This is a genomic window from Citrobacter sp. R-1.5.2 (assembly GCF_035064245.1).
In the GTDB taxonomy this organism is placed as follows: Bacteria; Pseudomonadota; Gammaproteobacteria; order Enterobacterales; family Enterobacteriaceae; genus Citrobacter.
Genome location: NZ_JASEYC010000023.1, coordinates 19,038 through 37,541 on the forward strand (window position 1 = coordinate 19,038; position 18,504 = coordinate 37,541).

At 53.6% G+C, this 18,504-nt stretch carries 19 protein-coding genes and 1 riboswitch; of the genes, 9 read left to right on the top strand and 10 right to left on the bottom strand.

The window, feature by feature from the left end; all coding sequences use genetic code 11:
* Positions 1-733: 733 nt before the first annotated feature.
* On the top strand, positions 734-946 hold the full coding sequence (gene cspE, locus QMN38_RS24330; protein WP_271442056.1) for a transcription antiterminator/RNA stability regulator CspE: 213 nt from the start codon (positions 734-736) through the stop codon (positions 944-946).
* A 119-nt stretch (positions 947-1,065) separates the two neighbouring features.
* On the opposite strand, the gene thiH is transcribed toward cspE, so the two are convergent.
* The 7 genes from thiH to rsd all read right to left on the bottom strand — a co-directional run bounded on the left by thiH (position 1,066) and on the right by rsd (position 7,178).
* Complete coding sequence (gene thiH, locus QMN38_RS24335) at positions 1,066-2,199, bottom strand: 2-iminoacetate synthase ThiH (protein WP_323606258.1); 1,134 nt, start codon at positions 2,197-2,199, stop codon at positions 1,066-1,068.
* The gene (thiG, locus tag QMN38_RS24340) at positions 2,196-2,966 is read right to left on the bottom strand and encodes a thiazole synthase (protein WP_271442058.1); all 771 of its coding nucleotides are present in this window, start codon (positions 2,964-2,966) and stop codon (positions 2,196-2,198) included. Before thiG ends, thiH begins: the two co-directional genes overlap by 4 nt.
* Before the next feature lies 1 nt (position 2,967).
* Positions 2,968-3,168, bottom strand: coding sequence for a sulfur carrier protein ThiS (thiS, locus tag QMN38_RS24345; RefSeq protein ID WP_202037215.1), 201 nt, complete (start codon positions 3,166-3,168; stop codon positions 2,968-2,970).
* Positions 3,149-3,907 carry a HesA/MoeB/ThiF family protein gene (locus QMN38_RS24350; protein WP_323606261.1) on the bottom strand — a complete coding sequence of 253 codons (759 nt, stop codon included), beginning with the start codon at positions 3,905-3,907 and terminating at the stop codon, positions 3,149-3,151. Before QMN38_RS24350 ends, thiS begins: the two co-directional genes overlap by 20 nt.
* Complete coding sequence (gene thiE, locus QMN38_RS24355) at positions 3,900-4,535, bottom strand: thiamine phosphate synthase (protein WP_323606263.1); 636 nt, start codon at positions 4,533-4,535, stop codon at positions 3,900-3,902. The genes QMN38_RS24350 and thiE overlap by 8 nt, the downstream gene beginning before the upstream one ends.
* The gene (thiC, locus tag QMN38_RS24360; protein ID WP_323606265.1) at positions 4,535-6,433 is read right to left on the bottom strand and encodes a phosphomethylpyrimidine synthase ThiC; all 1,899 of its coding nucleotides are present in this window, start codon (positions 6,431-6,433) and stop codon (positions 4,535-4,537) included. The genes thiE and thiC overlap by 1 nt, the downstream gene beginning before the upstream one ends.
* 83 nt (positions 6,434-6,516) lie before the next feature.
* Positions 6,517-6,639: riboswitch (TPP riboswitch) on the bottom strand.
* A gap of 50 nt (positions 6,640-6,689) precedes the next feature.
* Positions 6,690-7,178, bottom strand: coding sequence for a sigma D regulator (gene rsd, locus QMN38_RS24365; protein WP_271450400.1), 489 nt, complete (start codon positions 7,176-7,178; stop codon positions 6,690-6,692).
* A 96-nt stretch (positions 7,179-7,274) separates the two neighbouring features.
* Between rsd and nudC the strand changes: the two genes are divergently transcribed.
* From nudC to QMN38_RS24395, 6 genes are all read left to right on the top strand, one after another.
* Positions 7,275-8,048 carry an NAD(+) diphosphatase gene (gene nudC, locus QMN38_RS24370; protein WP_271450401.1) on the top strand — a complete coding sequence of 258 codons (774 nt, stop codon included), beginning with the start codon at positions 7,275-7,277 and terminating at the stop codon, positions 8,046-8,048.
* Between the two features lie 49 nt (positions 8,049-8,097).
* Complete coding sequence (hemE, locus tag QMN38_RS24375; protein ID WP_271450402.1) at positions 8,098-9,162, top strand: uroporphyrinogen decarboxylase; 1,065 nt, start codon at positions 8,098-8,100, stop codon at positions 9,160-9,162.
* Positions 9,163-9,171: 9 nt separating this feature from the next.
* Positions 9,172-9,852: a deoxyribonuclease V gene (gene nfi / locus QMN38_RS24380; RefSeq protein WP_271442064.1), complete on the top strand. Its 681-nt coding sequence runs from the start codon at positions 9,172-9,174 to the stop codon at positions 9,850-9,852.
* 33 nt (positions 9,853-9,885) lie between these two features.
* Positions 9,886-10,476, top strand: coding sequence for a YjaG family protein (locus QMN38_RS24385; RefSeq protein WP_003842015.1), 591 nt, complete (start codon positions 9,886-9,888; stop codon positions 10,474-10,476).
* Between the two features lie 186 nt (positions 10,477-10,662).
* Positions 10,663-10,935, top strand: coding sequence for a nucleoid-associated protein HU-alpha (gene hupA / locus QMN38_RS24390; protein WP_001044509.1), 273 nt, complete (start codon positions 10,663-10,665; stop codon positions 10,933-10,935).
* 11 nt (positions 10,936-10,946) lie between these two features.
* Positions 10,947-11,642, top strand: a complete 696-nt coding sequence (locus QMN38_RS24395) for a DUF1481 domain-containing protein (RefSeq protein ID WP_323606277.1) — start codon at positions 10,947-10,949, stop codon at positions 11,640-11,642.
* A gap of 75 nt (positions 11,643-11,717) precedes the next feature.
* Here the strand turns inward: QMN38_RS24395 and zraP are convergent, their stop codons facing one another.
* Positions 11,718-12,155 carry a zinc resistance sensor/chaperone ZraP gene (zraP, locus tag QMN38_RS24400; protein WP_323606278.1) on the bottom strand — a complete coding sequence of 146 codons (438 nt, stop codon included), beginning with the start codon at positions 12,153-12,155 and terminating at the stop codon, positions 11,718-11,720.
* 264 nt (positions 12,156-12,419) lie between these two features.
* Between zraP and zraS the strand changes: the two genes are divergently transcribed.
* Together zraS and zraR are read left to right on the top strand one after the other, a co-directional pair.
* Positions 12,420-13,805, top strand: a complete 1,386-nt coding sequence (gene zraS / locus QMN38_RS24405) for a two-component system sensor histidine kinase ZraS (protein ID WP_271457471.1) — start codon at positions 12,420-12,422, stop codon at positions 13,803-13,805.
* Positions 13,806-13,810: 5 nt separating this feature from the next.
* Positions 13,811-15,136, top strand: coding sequence for a sigma-54-dependent response regulator transcription factor ZraR (gene zraR, locus QMN38_RS24410; RefSeq protein WP_271450405.1), 1,326 nt, complete (start codon positions 13,811-13,813; stop codon positions 15,134-15,136).
* On the opposite strand, the gene purD is transcribed toward zraR, so the two are convergent.
* Positions 15,133-16,422, bottom strand: a complete 1,290-nt coding sequence (gene purD, locus QMN38_RS24415) for a phosphoribosylamine--glycine ligase (RefSeq protein ID WP_271442067.1) — start codon at positions 16,420-16,422, stop codon at positions 15,133-15,135. The two genes, zraR and purD, sit on opposite strands and share 4 nt — an antisense overlap.
* Positions 16,423-16,437: 15 nt before the next feature.
* Positions 16,438-18,027, bottom strand: a complete 1,590-nt coding sequence (gene purH, locus QMN38_RS24420; protein ID WP_323606274.1) for a bifunctional phosphoribosylaminoimidazolecarboxamide formyltransferase/IMP cyclohydrolase — start codon at positions 18,025-18,027, stop codon at positions 16,438-16,440.
* Positions 18,028-18,504: the final 477 nt, after the last annotated feature.

Below are 18,504 nucleotides of genomic sequence, written 5' to 3' on the forward strand. Positions count from 1 at the left end.
TGTATGGGGTAGTCGATGCTGAAGTTATTATCTTTGCACATCGACAATGTTTTCAGGCTCTGTAGTTGATTTATCTAATCGCAAAGTAGTAAAGAAAGTGCGACGATGTAAGGTCATGATTTAATAGTTAATGTTGGCAGGTTTCTTTTATAAGAGCTTGCAAGGGAAGTAAGGCCACGCATCAAAGAGTATATGTCGCAAGGGGAAGTGTACTTGTTTAGGTCGCCATTCTTGAGTTTTATTATCAAGTTGGCTGGGTTTATTTAACGATAAATAGAGGAAAGTGTTAGTTAGTATCAGCATCCAATATTATCTGTGATAAACGTGTACATTTAAAATGTAGTATCAACAGCAGTACAAAATTGTTAAGTCTATTAATGTTAAATCTGAAGTTTGTAGTAACTTAAAGCCCTGGCTGCAACGGTCAGGGCTTTTATTATTTATACATCAATACGTTACCTTTCCGCACAGACGCACTGGCTCAACATTTCACCTGTTGATGGATATTAAATAAATTAATGCTTGCATAATGATTAGAAGCAAGTCTACTATAATGGCATCGGTTTGGAACACAGACCTTATGTAAGCAGTTTTAGTAAAGCAGTTCTCAGTTCAAGCGTTATCCTCAGATACTCTTCATCGTGAGCCTCCTCCTAAGTGCCCCATAAGTTAATTTCTGCAAAACAGGCCATCTTCGCTGCATAAGCGGCTCAAAACATGAAAGGAAGTATCTATGTCTAACAAAATGACTGGTTTAGTAAAATGGTTTAACCCTGAAAAAGGCTTTGGCTTTATCACTCCTCAGGACGGTGGCAAAGATGTATTTGTGCATTTTTCAGCCATCCAGAGCAACGATTTTAAAACCTTAGACGAAGGTCAAAAAGTGGAATTCTCTGTTGAGAACGGCGCTAAAGGTCCGTCTGCTGTTAACGTTATCGCGCTGTAATTGCCGATAATCCCACGAGCACTTGCGATAGCGATGAAGGCCAGAGCCTGAGCAGATAAGTGTCAGTGAATAAAAAACCCGCGTAAGCGGGTTTTTTCGTTTATGCGGTCTCCTCAGATTTACGACACCTGAGACGTCCTTCCCAGATAGCTGTCCCAGTCTTTCCACACGGGTTGTAATCCCTGTGCAATCAATGCGTCAGCGACAATTTCCGGGCGACGATCGTCGTGTGGAGAGAACTGTTCCAGTTCAGGATGGTTATCAGCATACCCACCGGGTTGCGTTTTCGAGAAAGCACTGACGTTGTTGATCGCCAGCGGGATCACATGGTCACGGAACCACGGAGACTCACGGGTGGAAAGCGACAGTTCAATTTCCGGCGACAGCAAGCGAAATGCACAAATGGTTTGCACCAACTGGCGTTCATCCATAATTGACGCTGGCTCTACACCTCCGGTACACGGACGTAGTCTCGGGAAGGAGATGGAGTAACGGCTCTGCCAGTAATGTTGCTGCATCCACAGCAAATGCTCGGCGACCATATAACAATCAACCCGCCAGCTATCGGACAAACCAATCAACGCTCCCAGGCCGATTTTATCGATGCCAGCGCGCCCCAGTCTGTCTGGCGTGTCCAGCCTCCAGAAGAAATCCTGTTTTTTCCCTTTCAGATGGTGCCGGGCATAAACCGCTTCATGGTAGCTCTCCTGATACACCATTACTCCATCCAGTCCCAGCGCCTTCAGTTCCGCATATTCAGCCTCTGACAGCGGCTGTACTTCCATCTGTAATGAGGCGAACTGGCGGCGAATAGCGGGGAAATGGCGACGAAAGTAATCCATGCCGACTTTGGCCTGATGTTCGCCAGTGACCAACAGGAGGTGCTCGAAACCCAGCTCGCGGATGGCCGCGCACTCCCGGCTAATCTCATCTTCGTCCAGTGTTTTACGCTTAATACGGTTACTCATAGAGAAGCCGCAGTAGGTACAGTCATTGGCACACAGATTAGAGAGATACAGCGGGACGTAAAAACTGACGGTGTTGCCAAAGCGCTGGCGAGTAAGTTTCTGCGCCCGCTGCGCCAGCGGCTCCAGATAGGCGGCGGCGGCAGGGGAGAGCAAGGCCATCAAGTCATCGCGTGTGAGTTGCGAGGCATTGATAGCCCGTTCCACATCTGCAGCGGTTTTACTGTGGATGCGCAGGCGGATGTCGTCCCAGTCCAGTTGTCGCCAGCGATCGGCGAAAGTTTTCATGAGAAGGCCTCCAGAAATCCGGTTAACGGGCTGGTAGGACTTGCCTGCGAACTTTTGCTTCCTGGTACCGCCTGGCGTGCCAGCAAGCCAGCTTCAACGGCCAGACGGAAGGCGGTTGCCATCATCACCGGATCGTCAGCCACGGCAATGGCTGTGTTGACCAGCACCGCATCGGCCCCCATCTCCAGCGCCTGCGTAGCGTGGCTCGGAACACCGATGCCTGCATCAACCACCACCGGAACGGTCGCCTGCTGGATAATAATCTCCAGCATCGCGCGGGTTTCCAGCCCCTGATTAGAACCGATGGGCGCGCCGAGCGGCATTACCGCAGCACAACCAACCTCCTCCAGCCGTTTACACAGTACCGGGTCCGCGCTGCAGTAGGGCAGTACCACAAAGCCCTGCTTTACCAGTGCTTCGGCGGCTTTCAGGGTTTCGATAGGGTCCGGCAGTAGCCAGCGTGCGTCAGGGTGGATTTCCAGCTTCAGCCAGCGTGTCCCTAGCGCTTCACGTGCCAGTTGGGCGGCAAAGATAGCCTCTTCTGCCGTTTTGGCCCCTGAAGTGTTAGGCAGAAGTGTGACGCCGGCTTCGATAAGCGGTGTCAGAATCGCGTCGTTGTGCTGTCGTAGATCCACGCGTTTCATTGCCAGCGTCACCAACTGGCTACCGGAGGCGCGAATGGCATCGACCATCAGCTGTGATGAGGCGAATTTCCCGGTGCCAGTAAACAGATGTGAATCAAACGTTTTGTCGGCAATACGTAACATATCAACCCCCTGCAATGACCTGAAAAAGCAGGATCTGGTCGCCTTCCTGCACGATTTGCTGTTGCCACTGCTCACGTGGCAGGATCTGCTGGTTTAGTGCCAGCGCCATTCCCGGTTTATGCTGATTAAGCTGTGTCAGCAGTTCGCTGATGGTTTGCCCCTCGGCGCACTGCATTGGCTCATCATTGAACTGAATCTGCATGTTGCCCTCCACAGACCGGGCAACCGCTGGCACGGCGCAGCGCCAGGCTACGCCACTGGCTGGTTTTGCCATCAAACAGACGCAACTCTCCGGCTGGGGTTTCAATTCCGCTGAGTAATTTGATTGCTTCCAGAGCCTGCAAGGTTCCCATTACCCCGACGATCGGGCCCACAATGCCTGCAGTGCGGCAGTTGCGCTCTGGCTCCGCATCATCCGGCCACAGGCAGCGGTAACACCCCTGTTCCCAGGGCGGAGTCAGCACCATTAATTGGCCGCCGAAACCGACGGCACTGGCGGTAATGAGTGGTGTATTGAGCGCCACGCAGGCGGCGTTAATCTGCTGGCGGGTTGCCATGTTGTCAGTACAGTCGAGCACCACGTCGGCACGTGCTACAGCATGTCTGAGCGCATCACCTTGCAGGCGTTGCTGGAGCGCTACCACGTCGATATCCGGGTTGAGGCGGGTAAGCCGCTGCTGTGCGACTTGTGATTTGGCGCGGGCGATATCATCCGTGGTAAACAGGATCTGGCGCTGCAGATTACTCAGATGAATATCGTCATCGTCGACCAGCGTCAGCTTGCCGACGCCCGCACCTGCCAGATACAGTGCGGCAGGCGAACCTAGCCCACCTAACCCGACAATCAGCACATGGCTGTCGATCAGCATTTGCTGGCCTTCAATCGCGATATCGCCAAGCAGGATCTGCCGGCTATAGCGCATAAAGTCGCGGTCATTCATCGCCTGCTCCTGCAATCGCCAACAACTGTGTCGTGGCATCGTGCCAGTCCGTTGCCTGGGTGATGGCGCTGACGACAGCAATGCTGCCGACGCCGGTACCCAGTACCGCAGGCGCGCGCTCAAGGCTGATGCCACCAATCGCGACGGTAGGGTAATCAGCCAGCCGCTCAATATGATGTGCCAGTTGTGCCAGACCCTGTGGGGCTGAAGGCATCTGCTTGGTTTGCGTGGGGAAGACATGACCCAGCGCGATATAAGAAGGGCGAGCCGCCAGCGCCACATCAATCTCCATATCATCGTGAGTCGAAACACCAAGGCGCAATCCCGCCGCCTGAATCGCTTTCAGGTCGGTGGTTTCGAGGTCTTCCTGCCCCAGATGTACCCCATACGCGTTGTGTTTAACAGCCAGTCGCCAGTAATCGTTGATAAACAGGCGAGCATCATAACGACGCCCCAGCGCGATAGCGGCAACAACGTCTTCTTCGACCTCTTCATCATGTTTGTCTTTGATACGCAACTGGATAGTACGCACGCCTGCCCCCAGCAGACGCTCAATCCACTCGACGCTATCTACGACCGGGTAAAGCCCGAGGCGGAATGGCACGGAGGGAAAATCAGGCTGGTACATTACGCCTCCTCTTTTTTGAGATAGATTTCACCGCCTTTGGCGCGGAAGTTCTCCGACATATCCGCCATCCCGACTTCAATCGTCTGTGCAGCGGCGTAGTCGCGCACTTCCTGGCTGATTTTCATCGAACAGAACTTCGGCCCGCACATGGAGCAGAAGTGAGCTACTTTCCCGGACTCCTGCGGCAGGGTTTCGTCGTGGTAAGCGCGAGCAGTGAACGGGTCGAGCGCCAGATTAAACTGGTCTTCCCAACGGAATTCGAAACGTGCTTTTGACATAGCGTTATCACGGATCTGCGCACCCGGATGCCCTTTGGCCAAATCAGCAGCATGCGCGGCAATCTTATAGGTGATAAGACCCTGTTTCACATCTTCTTTATTGGGCAGACCAAGGTGTTCTTTTGGCGTTACGTAGCAGAGCATGGCACAGCCAAACCAGCCAATCATCGCCGCACCAATGCCTGACGTGAAGTGGTCATAGCCTGGCGCAATATCGGTGGTTAGCGGCCCTAAGGTATAGAACGGTGCTTCGTGGCAGTGTTCCAGCTCTTCGGTCATGTTGCGCTGGATCATATGCATTGGCACATGACCTGGGCCTTCAATCATCACCTGCACGTCATATTCCCAGGCTATTTTGGTCAGTTCACCCAGCGTATGTAGCTCAGAGAACTGTGCTTCGTCGTTGGCATCCTGAATCGAGCCTGGACGCAGGCCGTCGCCCAGCGACAGAGAAACGTCATAGGCGGCGCAGATTTCACAGATCTCGCGGAAGTGCTCAAACAGAAAGTTCTCTTTGTGATGGGAGAGGCACCACTTCGCCATAATAGAACCACCGCGCGAGACAATACCGGTCAAACGCTTGGCGGTCATCGGCACATAGCGCAGCAGTACGCCTGCATGAATGGTGAAATAGTCAACGCCCTGTTCAGCCTGCTCCAGCAGCGTATCGCGGAAGGCTTCCCAGGTGAGATCTTCGGCGATCCCGTTGACCTTTTCCAGTGCCTGGTAGATCGGTACAGTACCAATTGGCACCGGGCTGTTACGCAGGATCCACTCGCGGGTTTCATGGATATAGCGGCCGGTCGACAGGTCCATCACGGTATCCGCGCCCCAGCGGGTGGACCACACTAGTTTTTCCACTTCCTCTTCAATGGAGGAGGTCACCGCCGAGTTGCCGATGTTGGCGTTCACCTTCACCAGGAAATTACGACCGATAATCATCGGTTCTGATTCCGGGTGGTTGATGTTGGCTGGAATAATGGCACGCCCGGCAGCGACCTCGTCACGCACGAATTCCGGCGTGATGTTTTCTGGCAGGCGTGCACCAAAGTTCATCCCCGGATGCTGGTGGCGTAATACTTCACTGCGAATACGCTCACGGCCCATGTTTTCGCGGATGGCGATAAACTCCATCTCTGGGGTAACGAGCCCCTGGCGAGCATAGTGTAGCTGGGTCACACGCTTACCAGCCTTGGCACGTTTTGGCGTCAGCAGACCCGTAAAACGCAGTTCATCAAGGCCATCATCGGCCAGGCGCTCTTTAGTGTAAGCCGAGCTGCGGTCATCTAACTCTTCGCTATCATTGCGCGCCGTAATCCACGCCTGGCGTAGTTTTGCCAGACCCTGTTGTACGTTAATTGCCACGTCAGGGTCGCCATACGGACCGGAGGTGTCGTAAACCGGAACGGCTTCATTCTCTTCAAATTGAGGATTGTCTTTCGTGCCGCCAGTTAGCGTTGGGCTAAGCTGAATTTCGCGCATCGGGATGCGGATATCCGGCTGCGAACCGGTGATATAGATGCGTTTTGAGTTAGGAAAGGCGGTCCCTTCCAGGGTATCGATAAAGTGTTGGGCTTGAGCGCGCTGTTCGCGGCGTGATGGTTTAGTAGTGGCAGACATAGCTCATTCCAAATAAAAGTAAGGATATGGCTTGTCAGACGACGGATGAAGCAAGAGAGAAGCTCGCCCGGGGGCGATGCTATTGCAGATTGACTCTTGTTCCCTTCGCAGGTTTTAACCTGATCAGGTTCCGCGGATCCCGAATTAACGGTCTCAGCCTTTTCCACTCATGCTGTTGTGGAAAATAAGCACTCCGACAAGAAGTAACCTCAGTAAAGAGGTAATGAATGTAAACTACGCGTTAATGCCGCAAATCTCAAGCATGACGTTTGAGCGCGTCGCTGTCGTGCATGGCGTCAAATACCAGCATAATCAGCTTATCTTCCAGCACGAATCGTGCTTCCAGTGCTTCGCCGAGATCCGATAACACGCTTTGAAATTCAAGGAAGTTATCATGATCGATGGCTGTTTCCAGGCTGGAATCGTAGTAGTCCATAATCTGCTGTGTATTGGCTTCCAGCAGTGGCCAAATTTTAGTGGCTTTTAAAAGCTGCCCGTTTCCTTCCAATTTATGGAGAATACGTTCATAAATACTGAAGTGTCCGGTGGAGAGGTAATCGACCAGGCTTTGACAAAAATCATCCAGCGCTTTTTCATTGAGTCGCATGTACGATTCTTTGCCAGGCTTAATGCCAACCAGATTGTAGTAAGCCACGAGCAGGTGCTTACGTACATGTAGCCAGCGATCAACCAGTTTATTACTTCCTCTGACGTGTTCCGTCAGGCTTTCCAGCTGGTTTAGCATGATTGACTCCGCAAGATGGTGTTAAAAAACTGCTCACCCGTAAATGTAAAGATAATGTAAACAACATGCCTGTGAAGCAAAGGTTGCGCAAGAGATATGGATCGTATAATTGAAAAATTAGATAGCGGCTGGTGGATTGTCAGTCATGAGCAAAAGTTGTGGTTACCTCATGGCGAGCTACCTTACGGCGACGCAACCCGTTTTGATTTAGTCGGGCAGCGCGCCCTGCCAATAGGCGAATGGGAAGGGGATACTGTCTGGCTGGTGCAGCAGCCGCGTCGGCATGATATGGGCTCAGTGCGCCAGGTTATCGATCAGGATGTGGGTCTGTTTCAACTGGCCGGACGTGGCGTGCAACTGGCTGAATTCTACCGCTCGCATAAATTCTGCGGCTACTGCGGCCATCCCATGCACCCGAGTAAAACAGAGTGGGCGATGCTCTGTAGCCACTGCCGTGAACGTTATTACCCGCAAATTGCTCCCTGCATAATCGTCGCTATTCGCCGTGATGACACCATCCTGCTTGCTCAGCATGTTCGCCATCGTAATGGCGTGCATACCGTGCTGGCGGGTTTTGTTGAAGTTGGGGAAACCTTAGAACAGGCGGTGGCGCGTGAAGTGATGGAAGAGAGCGGCATTAAGGTGAAAAACCTGCGCTATGTCACTTCCCAACCCTGGCCGTTCCCGCAATCTTTGATGACCGCATTTATGGCAGAGTATGATAGTGGTGAGATTGTTATCGATCCGAAAGAGCTGCTGGAAGCGAATTGGTATCGCTACGACGATTTACCGCTCTTACCGCCGCCGGGTACCGTCGCGCGCCGGCTGATCGAAGATACCGTGGCGATGTGTCGGGCTGAGTACGAGTAAAGAACGAGTAATGATACACTGACGGTCTGACGCTAAAAGGAAGATAAAAATGACCGAACTGAAGAACGATCGTTACCTGCGTGCGCTGCTGCGCCAGCCCGTTGATGTGACTCCGGTATGGATGATGCGCCAGGCGGGCCGCTATTTGCCGGAGTACAAAGCCACTCGTGCCGAGGCGGGCGACTTCATGGCGCTGTGCAAAAACGCCGAGCTGGCCTGTGAAGTGACGCTGCAGCCGCTGCGCCGCTATCCGCTCGATGCAGCGATCCTCTTTTCGGACATTCTGACTATCCCGGATGCAATGGGGCTTGGGCTCTATTTTGAAGCCGGGGAAGGCCCACGTTTTACCTCTCCTGTCACCAGTAAGGCTGATGTGGAAAAACTGCCCGTTCCAGACCCGGAAGATGAGCTGGGCTACGTCATGAACGCAGTGCGTACCATTCGGCGTGAGCTGAAAGGTGAAGTACCGCTGATCGGTTTCTCCGGCAGCCCGTGGACGCTGGCGACCTATATGGTTGAAGGTGGCAGTAGCAAAGCATTTACCGTGATTAAAAAGATGATGTATGCCGATCCAAAAGCGCTACATCTGTTGCTTGATAAGCTGGCGAAAAGCGTCACCCTGTACCTTAACGCGCAGATTAAAGCGGGTGCGCAGTCGGTGATGATTTTCGATACCTGGGGCGGCGTGCTGACCGGGCGCGACTATCAGCAGTTCTCTTTGTATTACATGCATAAAATTGTCGACGGGCTGCTTCGTGAAAACGACGGTCGCCGTGTCCCCGTGACGCTGTTTACCAAAGGTGGCGGTCAGTGGTTGGAAGCGATGGCGGAAACCGGCTGCGATGCGCTGGGTCTTGACTGGACAACTGACATTGCTGACGCGCGTCGCCGCGTAGGCCATAAGGTGGCACTGCAGGGCAATATGGACCCGTCGATGTTGTATGCGCCACCGGCGCGTATCGAAGAAGAAGTGGCAACGATTCTGGCTGGATTCGGTCAGGGCGAAGGTCATGTCTTTAACCTGGGTCACGGTATTCACCAGGACGTGCCGCCGGAACATGCGGGTGTCTTCGTAGAGGCGGTACATCGGTTGTCGGCGCAGTACCACCGCTAAGGAACCAATATGGATCTCGCGTCGCTTCGTGCGCAGCAGCTTGAGCTGGCCTCTTCGGTTTCCCGAGAGGATCGCCTTGAAACCGATCCGCCGGATCTGATCGGTGGGGCGGATGTCGGGTTTGAGCAGGGCGGTGAAGTGACGCGGGCTGCGATGGTTCTGCTGAAATATCCCACGCTGGAGCTGGTTGAATACAAGGTGGCGCGTATTGCCACCACCATGCCGTATATTCCCGGCTTTCTCTCTTTTCGCGAAACTCCCGCGCTGATGGCCGCCTGGCAACAGCTGTCACAAAAGCCGGACCTGCTGTTTGTCGATGGACACGGCATTTCCCATCCTCGCCGTCTGGGCGTCGCCAGTCATTTTGGTCTGCTGGTGGATGTCCCGACGATTGGTGTGGCGAAAAAACGACTGTGCGGCAAGTTTGAACCGCTCGCCGCCGAACCCGGTGCATTAGCGCCGCTGCTGGATAAAGGCGAGCAGTTGGCCTGGGTCTGGCGCAGCAAAGCACGCTGTAATCCGTTGTTTATCTCTACGGGTCACCGCGTGAGCATGGACAGTGCCCTGGCGTGGGTGCAGCGCTGTATGAACGGCTATCGTCTGCCAGAACCAACACGCTGGGCGGATGCCGTAGCATCTGAACGCCCGGCTTTTACGCGGCTTGCAGCAAAAACGGCCCATATCGGGTAAACTGCCGCTAATTTCCGTATTTGAGAACTCATCATGTTACAAAACCCGATTCACTTGCGTCTGGAGAAGCTGGAAAGCTGGCAGCACGTTACGTTTATGGCCTGCCTGTGCGAGCGCATGTATCCCAACTACGCGATGTTTTGCAAGCAAACTGAATTTGGTGATGGCCAGATTTATCGTCGAATCCTGGATTTGATTTGGGAAGCGCTGACGGTTAAAGATGCCAAAATCAATTTCGACAGCCAACTGGAAAAGTTTGAAGAGGCTATCCCGTCGGCAGATGATTACGATCTGTATGGTGTTTATCCTGCGATTGATGCCTGCGTGGCATTAAGCGAATTGATGCATTCACGTCTTAGCGGTGAAACGCTGGAACACGCCATTGAAGTCAGTAAGGCTTCAATTACCACAGTAGCGATGCTGGAAATGACCCAGGCCGGTCGCGAAATGACCGATGAAGAGCTAAAAGAAAACCCTGCCGTTGAGCAAGAATGGGATATTCAGTGGGAAATATTCCGACTTTTGGCTGACTGTGAAGAACGCGATATTGAGCTGATAAAAGGGCTGCGAGCAGACCTGCGCGAGGCTGGTGAGAGCAATATTGGTATAAATTTTCAGCAATGACACAACAAAACGTGATTTAACGCCTGATTTGTCGTGCCTGAAGGCTTCCCATCCGCCCCCCGTCTGGTCTACATTTGGGGGGCGAAAAAAAGTGGCTATCGGTGCGTGTATGCAGGAGAGTGCTTTTCTGGCATTTCCGTCGCACTCGATGCTTAGCAAGCGATAAACACATTGTAAGGATAACTTATGAACAAGACTCAACTGATTGATGTAATTGCAGACAAAGCAGAACTGTCTAAAACACAGGCTAAAGCTGCTCTGGAATCCACTCTGGCTGCTATTACTGAGTCTCTGAAAGAAGGCGATGCTGTACAACTGGTTGGTTTCGGTACCTTCAAAGTGAACCACCGTGCTGAGCGCACTGGCCGCAACCCGCAGACCGGTAAAGAAATCAAAATCGCCGCAGCTAACGTACCGGCATTTGTTTCTGGTAAAGCACTGAAAGACGCGGTTAAGTAATTCGCGTGGCAGTGAACAGTTTTAACGAAGGGGCGGTTTCGCCCCTTTTGTCCATCTGGCGTCATACGCTCTGGCTTTCAGGTGTGCTGTTGCTGTCGGCCTGTAGTCGCCATTCCGAGCTTCCTCCGTTCACGGCCAGCGGTTATGTTGGCGAGCAGGGGGCGGTGCGTGTCTGGCGTAAAGATTCCAGTGACGATGTTCACTTGCTCTCGGTATTGAGTCCGTGGCGTAACGGCGACACTACCACCAGTGAATACCGCTGGCAGGGAGATACGCTCTCTCTGATAGAACTTAATGTTTACAGTAAACCGCCGGAACATATTCGCATCCGCTTTGATGACCACGGCGAACTGAGTTTCATGCAACGTGAAGTTGCCGGGCAAAAGCAGCAGCTTTCCAGCGATCAAATCGCGTTGTACCGCTATCGTGCCGATCAAATCCGCAAGACCAGCGATGCGCTGCGTCAGGGACGTGTGGTCTTACATCAGGGACGCTGGCATGGCGCTGAACGCACGGTTACTACGTGTGAAGGGGAAACAATTAAGCCCGATTTAGATTCGTGGGCGATAAGCCATATTGAGCGCCGCCAGAGCCGCTCGTCAGTCGATGTGAGCGTAGCATGGCTGGAAGCGCCCGAAGGGTCACAGTTGCTGCTGGTTGCCAATGAGGATTTTTGTCACTGGCAGCCGAAAGAGAAAACATTTTAACGCCGGATGGTGACGCAAATGCGCCTTATCCATCTGTAGGCCTGATTAGCATAGCGCCATCAGGCACTAAGTCCTTTACCAGTGCCCCATCCCCATATGACCACCGCCGCGATAGTTACCACCGCATCCGCCGTAGCCCATTCCGGCTCCACGAGGTATACCCGCCTGTGCCATTGCGACATCGCGCTTAACGCGCTGCTCATCCAGCGATTGATTCAACGACTCCATCTCTTTTGCTACCGCATTAATTTTTGCAGTGTCTGGCGAACTGGCTGTTAGTAACGCATTGTATTCGTAGCGTTTAGATGTCAGTTGTTGGCGTAAGGCGCTGGTCTGCGCGTAGTAATCATCATAGATTTTCTGAGCCGCCGCCTGTTGTTCGGTGGTCATAGGCGTACCGCCACGTTGCTGCATACCATCACCATACCCCCAGTGATGTTGTGCCAGCGCCGGGGTAGAACCCAGAGCAATCAGCGAGAGTACAATCAGCGCCAGTTTATTATTCCGTTTCATCATTCGTTCTCCTGTTGGTTATCTTACATTCCTTATTGCATCTTCCGTGCCAGACTGGAGGCCCCCGTTCTGCAGGCATCACGCGTGGTGTGCCTGGTGCAAAGTGAGTAAAAATGACTCGCCCGAGCGTAACCAGCGGGTCATTTTTACCCGCTGACTTTCAGCGGTTTGTGTCCGAGGGCAGGGTTATCAGGGGTAAAAAATGGCATGATTTCTGCTGTATACCTGAAACGAAGAAAGGACACGGTGGGAAAGGAAGTGCATATGCGTCTGTATAAAGACACGGCGGCAAAGTGGCTGAGCAGATTCTTGCTGGCGGCAATCCTGATTTTAGTTGGCTGGTTTTCTATCATGACCATTCGGGATTATGGCCGCGAAAGTGACGCTGCCCGGCAAACGCTGCTGGAAAAAGGGAGTGTGCTGATTCGTGCCCTGGAGTCCGGTACGCGTGTGGGCATGGGTATGCGCATGCACCATGCTCAGCAGCAGACGCTGTTGGAGGAAATGGCCGTGCAGCCGGGCGTATTATGGTTTGCTGTTGTGGATGAGCATGGTGTGATCATGGCTCACAGTAATTCTGCGATGGTTGGAAAGTCACTCTATACACCGGATGTCCTGCGGCAGTTAAAGCCAGAGGAACAAGAACGCTGGCGGCGCATTGATGTACCTGCGGACGGCAGTGAAACAACGCCGGCACTGGAAATTTATCGCCAGTTTCAGCCGATGTATGGTCCTGGGCGACATGGCATGGCGCGTTGTGCCAGCAATAGCGGACAGATGACTACGCCTTCACAAACCATTTTTATCGCTTTTGATGCCAGTGATCTGGCGGCGACGCAGGCAAGAGAGTGGCGTAACACGCTGATTGTCCTCTCTGCGCTGGCGGCTGTACTGCTGGCAACGGTACTTACATTTTTCTGGTACCAGCGCTATCAGCGTTCGTACAAGGAATTGCAGGATGCGATGAAGCGGAAAGAAAAACTGATGGCGCTTGGGCATCTGGCGGCAGGGGTTGCACATGAAATTCGTAATCCGCTGTCTTCCATCAAAGGTCTGGCGAAGTATTTTGCCGAACGTACTCCGGCAGGAGGCGAGTCACACGAGCTGGCGCAGGTCATGGCGAAAGAGGCAGACCGCTTAAATCGGGTGGTGAGCGAACTCCTTGAACTGGTGAAACCCGCGCACCTCGCGCTCCAGAAAGTGGATCTTAATGAAGTCATCACTCACTCATTGCATCTGGTAAGTCAGGATGCTCAAAGTCGGGAAATTCAGTTACGGTTTACGGTAAATCCTGCACTACCAACCATTCAGGCCGATCCTGACCGGCTAACGCAGGTTCTGCTGAACCTGTATCTGAACGCCATTCATGCTATTGGCCACCAGGGCACGATTACGGTTGAAGCGAGTGAAAGCAGCGCCGAACGCGTTAAAATTGTGGTTGCCGATAGCGGAAAGGGGATTGCACCTGAGCAGCTGGAGGCGATATTTACACCTTACTTTACGACCAAAGCCGATGGTACGGGGCTGGGGTTGGCGGTTGTGCAGAACATTATCGAACAGCATGGTGGAACCATTCAGGTGGCAAGCGTTGAAGGCAAGGGAGCGGTCTTTACTCTCTGGCTGCCGACGAAAGCGAAACAACAGGATTAACAAGGATGACGCGCGGAAAAATCGATATTCTGGTGGTGGACGACGATATCAGCCACTGCACTATTTTACAGGCGCTGCTACGTGGCTGGGGTTATGAGGTCGCGCTGGCCTATAGCGGGCGCGCGGCGCTGGAGCAGGTGCGTGAACATGTTTTCGATCTAGTGCTATGCGATGTGCGCATGGCGGAGATGGACGGCATCGAGACGCTCAAAGAGATCAAGGCGCTGAACCCAGCTATTCCAGTGTTGATTATGACGGCTTTCTCCAGTGTGGAGACCGCCGTAGAAGCACTGAAAACCGGTGCGCTGGATTACTTAATCAAACCGCTGGATTTTGACCGTCTGCAGGACACGCTGGAAAAGGCACTGGCACATACGCGGGAAAGTGGTGCGGAACTGCCGTCGGCAACGGCTGCGCAGTTTGGCATGATTGGCAGAAGCCCGGCGATGCAGCAACTGCTTAATGAGATTGCGATGGTGGCCCCGTCGGACGCCACAGTACTTATTCATGGCGATTCCGGGACGGGGAAAGAGCTGGTGGCTCGGGCACTGCATGCCAGCAGCGCGCGCAGTGAGAAACCACTGGTGACGCTCAACTGTGCGGCGCTTAATGAGTCGCTGCTGGAGTCCGAGCTGTTTGGTCATGAGAAAGGTGCTTTTACCGGTGCGGATAAACGCCGGGAAGGGCGCTTTGTTGAAGCCGATGGCGGCACGTTATTTCTTGATGAGATTGGCGATATCTCACCGTTGATGCAAGTTCGCCTGCTGCGAGCGATTCAGGAGCGGGAAGTTCAGCGTGTTGGCAGCAACCAGACTATTGCAGTTGATGTTCGGCTGATTGCCGCCACGCATCGCTGCCTTGCGGAAGAAGTCAGCGCCGGGCGCTTTCGTCAGGATCTCTACTATCGCCTGAACGTCGTCACCATTGAAATGCCTGCCTTACGCCAGCGTCGGGAAGATATTCCGCTGCTGGCTGAGTATTTTCTCCAGCGCTTTGCCGAACGTAACCGCAAAGCGGTGAAAGGCTTTACGCCACAGGCGATGGATCTGTTGATCCACTATGATTGGCCGGGGAACATTCGCGAGCTGGAAAATGCGATTGAACGGGCGGTAGTGTTGCTGACGGGGGAATATATCTCTGAGCGTGAGCTGCCGATGGCAATCGCAGCAACACCGATAAAAGCTGAGTTCAGTGGTGAGATCCAACCGCTGGTGGATGTTGAAAAAGAGGTGATCCTGGCGGCGCTGGAAAAAACGGGCGGCAACAAAACAGAAGCCGCCCGTCAGTTAGGTATTACTCGCAAAACGCTGCTGGCGAAAATTTCGCGTTAGCGCTGCTCGCGTTCAATGGCGCGCCAGCCGATGTCGTTACGGCTAAAACTGCCATCCCAGCGGATATCGGTCATTAAGGCATAAGCGCGTTTCTGTGCTTCGGCAACGGTATGCCCCAATGCGGTGGCGCACAGTACGCGACCGCCGTTGGTCAGCACGCGATCGTCATCTGACAATTTCGTACCCGCATGGAATACTTTAGCGCCTTCGATTTCTTCTAACGGCAAACCGTGGATCTCATCACCCGTGTGGTAGTTGCCAGGATAACCGCCCGCGGCAATGACCACGCCCAAAGAAGCACGCTCATCCCACTCGGAGGTTTTCTCATCCAGTTTGCCGTCACAGGCTGCGAGGCACAGATCGACCAGATCCGATTTCATGCGCAGCATGATCGGCTGGGTTTCCGGATCGCCGAAGCGGCAGTTGAACTCGATAACCTTTGGATTACCCTGTTTGTCGATCATCAGACCCGCATACAGGAAACCTGTGTAGGTATTCCCTTCCGCCGCCATACCTTTTACCGTTGGCCAAATAATGCGTTCCATGGTGCGCTGATGCACTTCATCAGTTACCACCGGTGCTGGTGAGTAAGCCCCCATACCGCCGGTGTTCGGGCCGATATCGCCGTTACCTACGCGTTTGTGGTCCTGGCTGGTGGCCATCGGCAGCACGTGCTCACCGTCGACCATCACGATAAAGCTCGCTTCTTCACCGTCGAGGAACTCTTCGATAACAATGCGGTGGCCCGCGTCGCCAAAGGCGTTACCCGCCAGCATATCGTGTACGGCGGCTTCTGCTTCTTCGAGAGTCATCGCGACGATAACGCCTTTACCGGCTGCCAGGCCGTCGGCCTTAATCACAATCGGCGCGCCTTTCTCACGCAGATAGGCCAGCGCGGGTTCGATCTCGGTGAAGTTCTGATACTCCGCCGTCGGGATGTTATGACGAGCAAGGAAATCTTTGGTGAAGGCTTTAGAACCTTCCAGTTGTGCTGCACCTTCGGTTGGGCCGAAGATCTTAAGATCTGCGGCGCGGAAGGCGTCAACCACGCCTATCACCAGCGGTGCTTCCGGGCCGACAATAGTCAGATCGATCTTCTCGTTTTGGGCAAAGCTCAGCAGCGCCGGAATATCGGTCACACTGATGGCCACGTTTTGTAGTGCAGGCTCCAGTGCGGTTCCGGCATTACCCGGTGCGACAAAGACGGTGGAAACCTGTGGAGACTGAGCCGCTTTCCACGCCAGGGCGTGCTCGCGCCCACCGTTACCAATGACTAATACTTTCATCGTCTGCTCCGTGAATTAATGGCGGAAGTGGCGCATGTCGGTGAAGATCATCGCGATGCCATGTTCATCGGCAGCGGCAATCACTTCGTCATCGCGGATAGAACCACCTGGCTGGATAACGCAGCTCACGCCAACGGCAGCTGCGGCATCAATACCGTCGCGGAACGGGAAGAAGGCGTCGGAAGCCATGGCGGAACCTTTCACTTCCAGACCTTCATCACCGGCTTTAATCCCTGCGATTTTGGCGGAGTAAACGCGGCTCATCTGGCCTGCGCCTATCCCGATGGTCATGTTCTCTTTGGCATAGACAATGGCGTTGGATTTCACGAACTTCGCCACCTTCCAGCAGAACAGCGCATCGCGCAGTTCCTGCTCGGTCGGCTGGCGTTTGGACACCACGCGCAGGTCACCTTCGGTAGCCATACCTAAGTCGCGATCCTGCACCAGCAGGCCGCCGTTCACGCGTTTGAAGTCGAGGCCCGGCACGCGCTGTGCCCACTGGCCGCAGGTCAGGACGCGAACGTTTTGTTTAGCGGCGGTGATCTTCAGCGCTTCTTCAGTTGCTGATGGGGCGATAATCACTTCCACGAACTGGCGGGAGATGATGGCCTGCGCGGTTTCAGCATCCAGCTCGCGGTTAAAGGCAATGATGCCGCCGAACGCGGAGGTTGGGTCTGTTTTGTAGGCGCGATCATAGGCATCAAGAATAGAGGTGCTTACCGCCACGCCGCATGGGTTAGCGTGCTTGACGATCACGCAGGCCGGTTCACTGAACTCTTTCACACATTCCAGGGCGGCATCGGTATCAGCGATGTTGTTATAGGAGAGCGCTTTGCCCTGTACCTGCTGCGCCGTTGCCACTGACGCTTCTTTGACGTTCTCTTCTATATAGAAGGCTGCCTGCTGGTGGCTGTTCTCACCGTAGCGCATATCCTGCTTCTTAATGAAGTTCAGGTTCAGCGTACGCGGGAAGCGACCGGCGGCTTCTTTGCTTTCGCCGTGGTAAGCCGGAACCATGCTGCCGAAGTAGTTGGCAATCATGCTGTCGTAGGCGGCGGTGTGTTCGAAAGCTTTAATCGCCAGATCGAAACGAGTGTCTAGGGTCAGAGAGCCTTCGTTAGCGTCCATCTCTTTAATAATGGCGTCGTAGTCGCTGCTCTTCACCACGATGGCAACATCTTTATGGTTCTTGGCTGCGGAGCGCACCATGGTCGGGCCGCCGATATCGATGTTCTCTACTGCATCTTCCAGCGAGCAGCCTTCACGGGCAACGGTCTCGGCGAACGGATACAGGTTAACGACAACCATATCGATAGGGGCAATGTGGTGCTGTTCCATAATGGCATCGTCCTGGCCGCGACGACCGAGGATGCCACCGTGTACTTTTGGATGCAGGGTCTTTACGCGTCCATCCATCATTTCCGGGAAACCGGTGTAATCGGAAACTTCGGTCACTGGCAGACCTTTCTCTGCTAACAGGCGTGCGGTGCCACCTGTAGAAAGCAGCTCCACACCACGTGCGGAAAGTGCCTGAGCGAATTCGATGATACCGGCCTTGTCAGAAACACTGAGCAGAGCGCGGCGGACTGGACGACGTTGTTGCATGGTAAATCCCCTGGATTTGACTATTACAGAGAGCGTTAGGTGAATTCTTGCGTAAAAACTCAGCTAACGCCCCTTACGGGGCATCCTTGTTGTGCGGTGGCATTGTAACGAAAACGTTTGCGCAACGCTCGCGAATTTTTAATTTTCGATTCAAACCCCTGCTTCTTCCTATATAACGCCGCTTTGGCAGAGAGATGATCGCAGAAAGGAGGGGACAGTTTGTGGATAACTCTGTGTGTAAATGGGTATAAGGCGGGCTTTTGCTGTGGAATGCAGCAGTCAGTCATTTTTCTGTCATTTAAGGGTTGCGGGCTGAAGGAAACTCCCTATAATGCGCCTCCATCGACACGGCAGATGTGAATTACTTCACACAAACAGCCCGGTCGGTTGAAGAGAAAAACCTGAAAATGAGGGTTGACTCTGAAAGAGGAAAGCGTAATATACGCCACCTCGCGACAGAGCGCTAAAGCGCGTCGC

Bases quoted from the DNA above. Each gene is read 5' to 3' on its own strand.
- cspE (WP_271442056.1), top strand. From the start codon at position 734: ATGTCTAACAAAATGACTGGTTTAGTAAAATGGTTTAACCCTGAAAAA.
- thiH (WP_323606258.1), bottom strand. From the start codon at position 2,199: ATGAAAACTTTCGCCGATCGCTGGCGACAACTGGACTGGGACGACATC.
- thiG (WP_271442058.1), bottom strand. From the start codon at position 2,966: ATGTTACGTATTGCCGACAAAACGTTTGATTCACATCTGTTTACTGGC.
- thiS (WP_202037215.1), bottom strand. From the start codon at position 3,168: ATGCAGATTCAGTTCAATGATGAGCCAATGCAGTGCGCCGAGGGGCAA.
- QMN38_RS24350 (WP_323606261.1), bottom strand. From the start codon at position 3,907: ATGAATGACCGCGACTTTATGCGCTATAGCCGGCAGATCCTGCTTGGC.
- thiE (WP_323606263.1), bottom strand. From the start codon at position 4,535: ATGTACCAGCCTGATTTTCCCTCCGTGCCATTCCGCCTCGGGCTTTAC.
- thiC (WP_323606265.1), bottom strand. From the start codon at position 6,433: ATGTCTGCCACTACTAAACCATCACGCCGCGAACAGCGCGCTCAAGCC.
- rsd (WP_271450400.1), bottom strand. From the start codon at position 7,178: ATGCTAAACCAGCTGGAAAGCCTGACGGAACACGTCAGAGGAAGTAAT.
- nudC (WP_271450401.1), top strand. From the start codon at position 7,275: ATGGATCGTATAATTGAAAAATTAGATAGCGGCTGGTGGATTGTCAGT.
- hemE (WP_271450402.1), top strand. From the start codon at position 8,098: ATGACCGAACTGAAGAACGATCGTTACCTGCGTGCGCTGCTGCGCCAG.
- nfi (WP_271442064.1), top strand. From the start codon at position 9,172: ATGGATCTCGCGTCGCTTCGTGCGCAGCAGCTTGAGCTGGCCTCTTCG.
- QMN38_RS24385 (WP_003842015.1), top strand. From the start codon at position 9,886: ATGTTACAAAACCCGATTCACTTGCGTCTGGAGAAGCTGGAAAGCTGG.
- hupA (WP_001044509.1), top strand. From the start codon at position 10,663: ATGAACAAGACTCAACTGATTGATGTAATTGCAGACAAAGCAGAACTG.
- zraP (WP_323606278.1), bottom strand. From the start codon at position 12,155: ATGAAACGGAATAATAAACTGGCGCTGATTGTACTCTCGCTGATTGCT.
- zraS (WP_271457471.1), top strand. From the start codon at position 12,420: ATGCGTCTGTATAAAGACACGGCGGCAAAGTGGCTGAGCAGATTCTTG.
- zraR (WP_271450405.1), top strand. From the start codon at position 13,811: ATGACGCGCGGAAAAATCGATATTCTGGTGGTGGACGACGATATCAGC.
- purD (WP_271442067.1), bottom strand. From the start codon at position 16,422: ATGAAAGTATTAGTCATTGGTAACGGTGGGCGCGAGCACGCCCTGGCG.
- purH (WP_323606274.1), bottom strand. From the start codon at position 18,027: ATGCAACAACGTCGTCCAGTCCGCCGCGCTCTGCTCAGTGTTTCTGAC.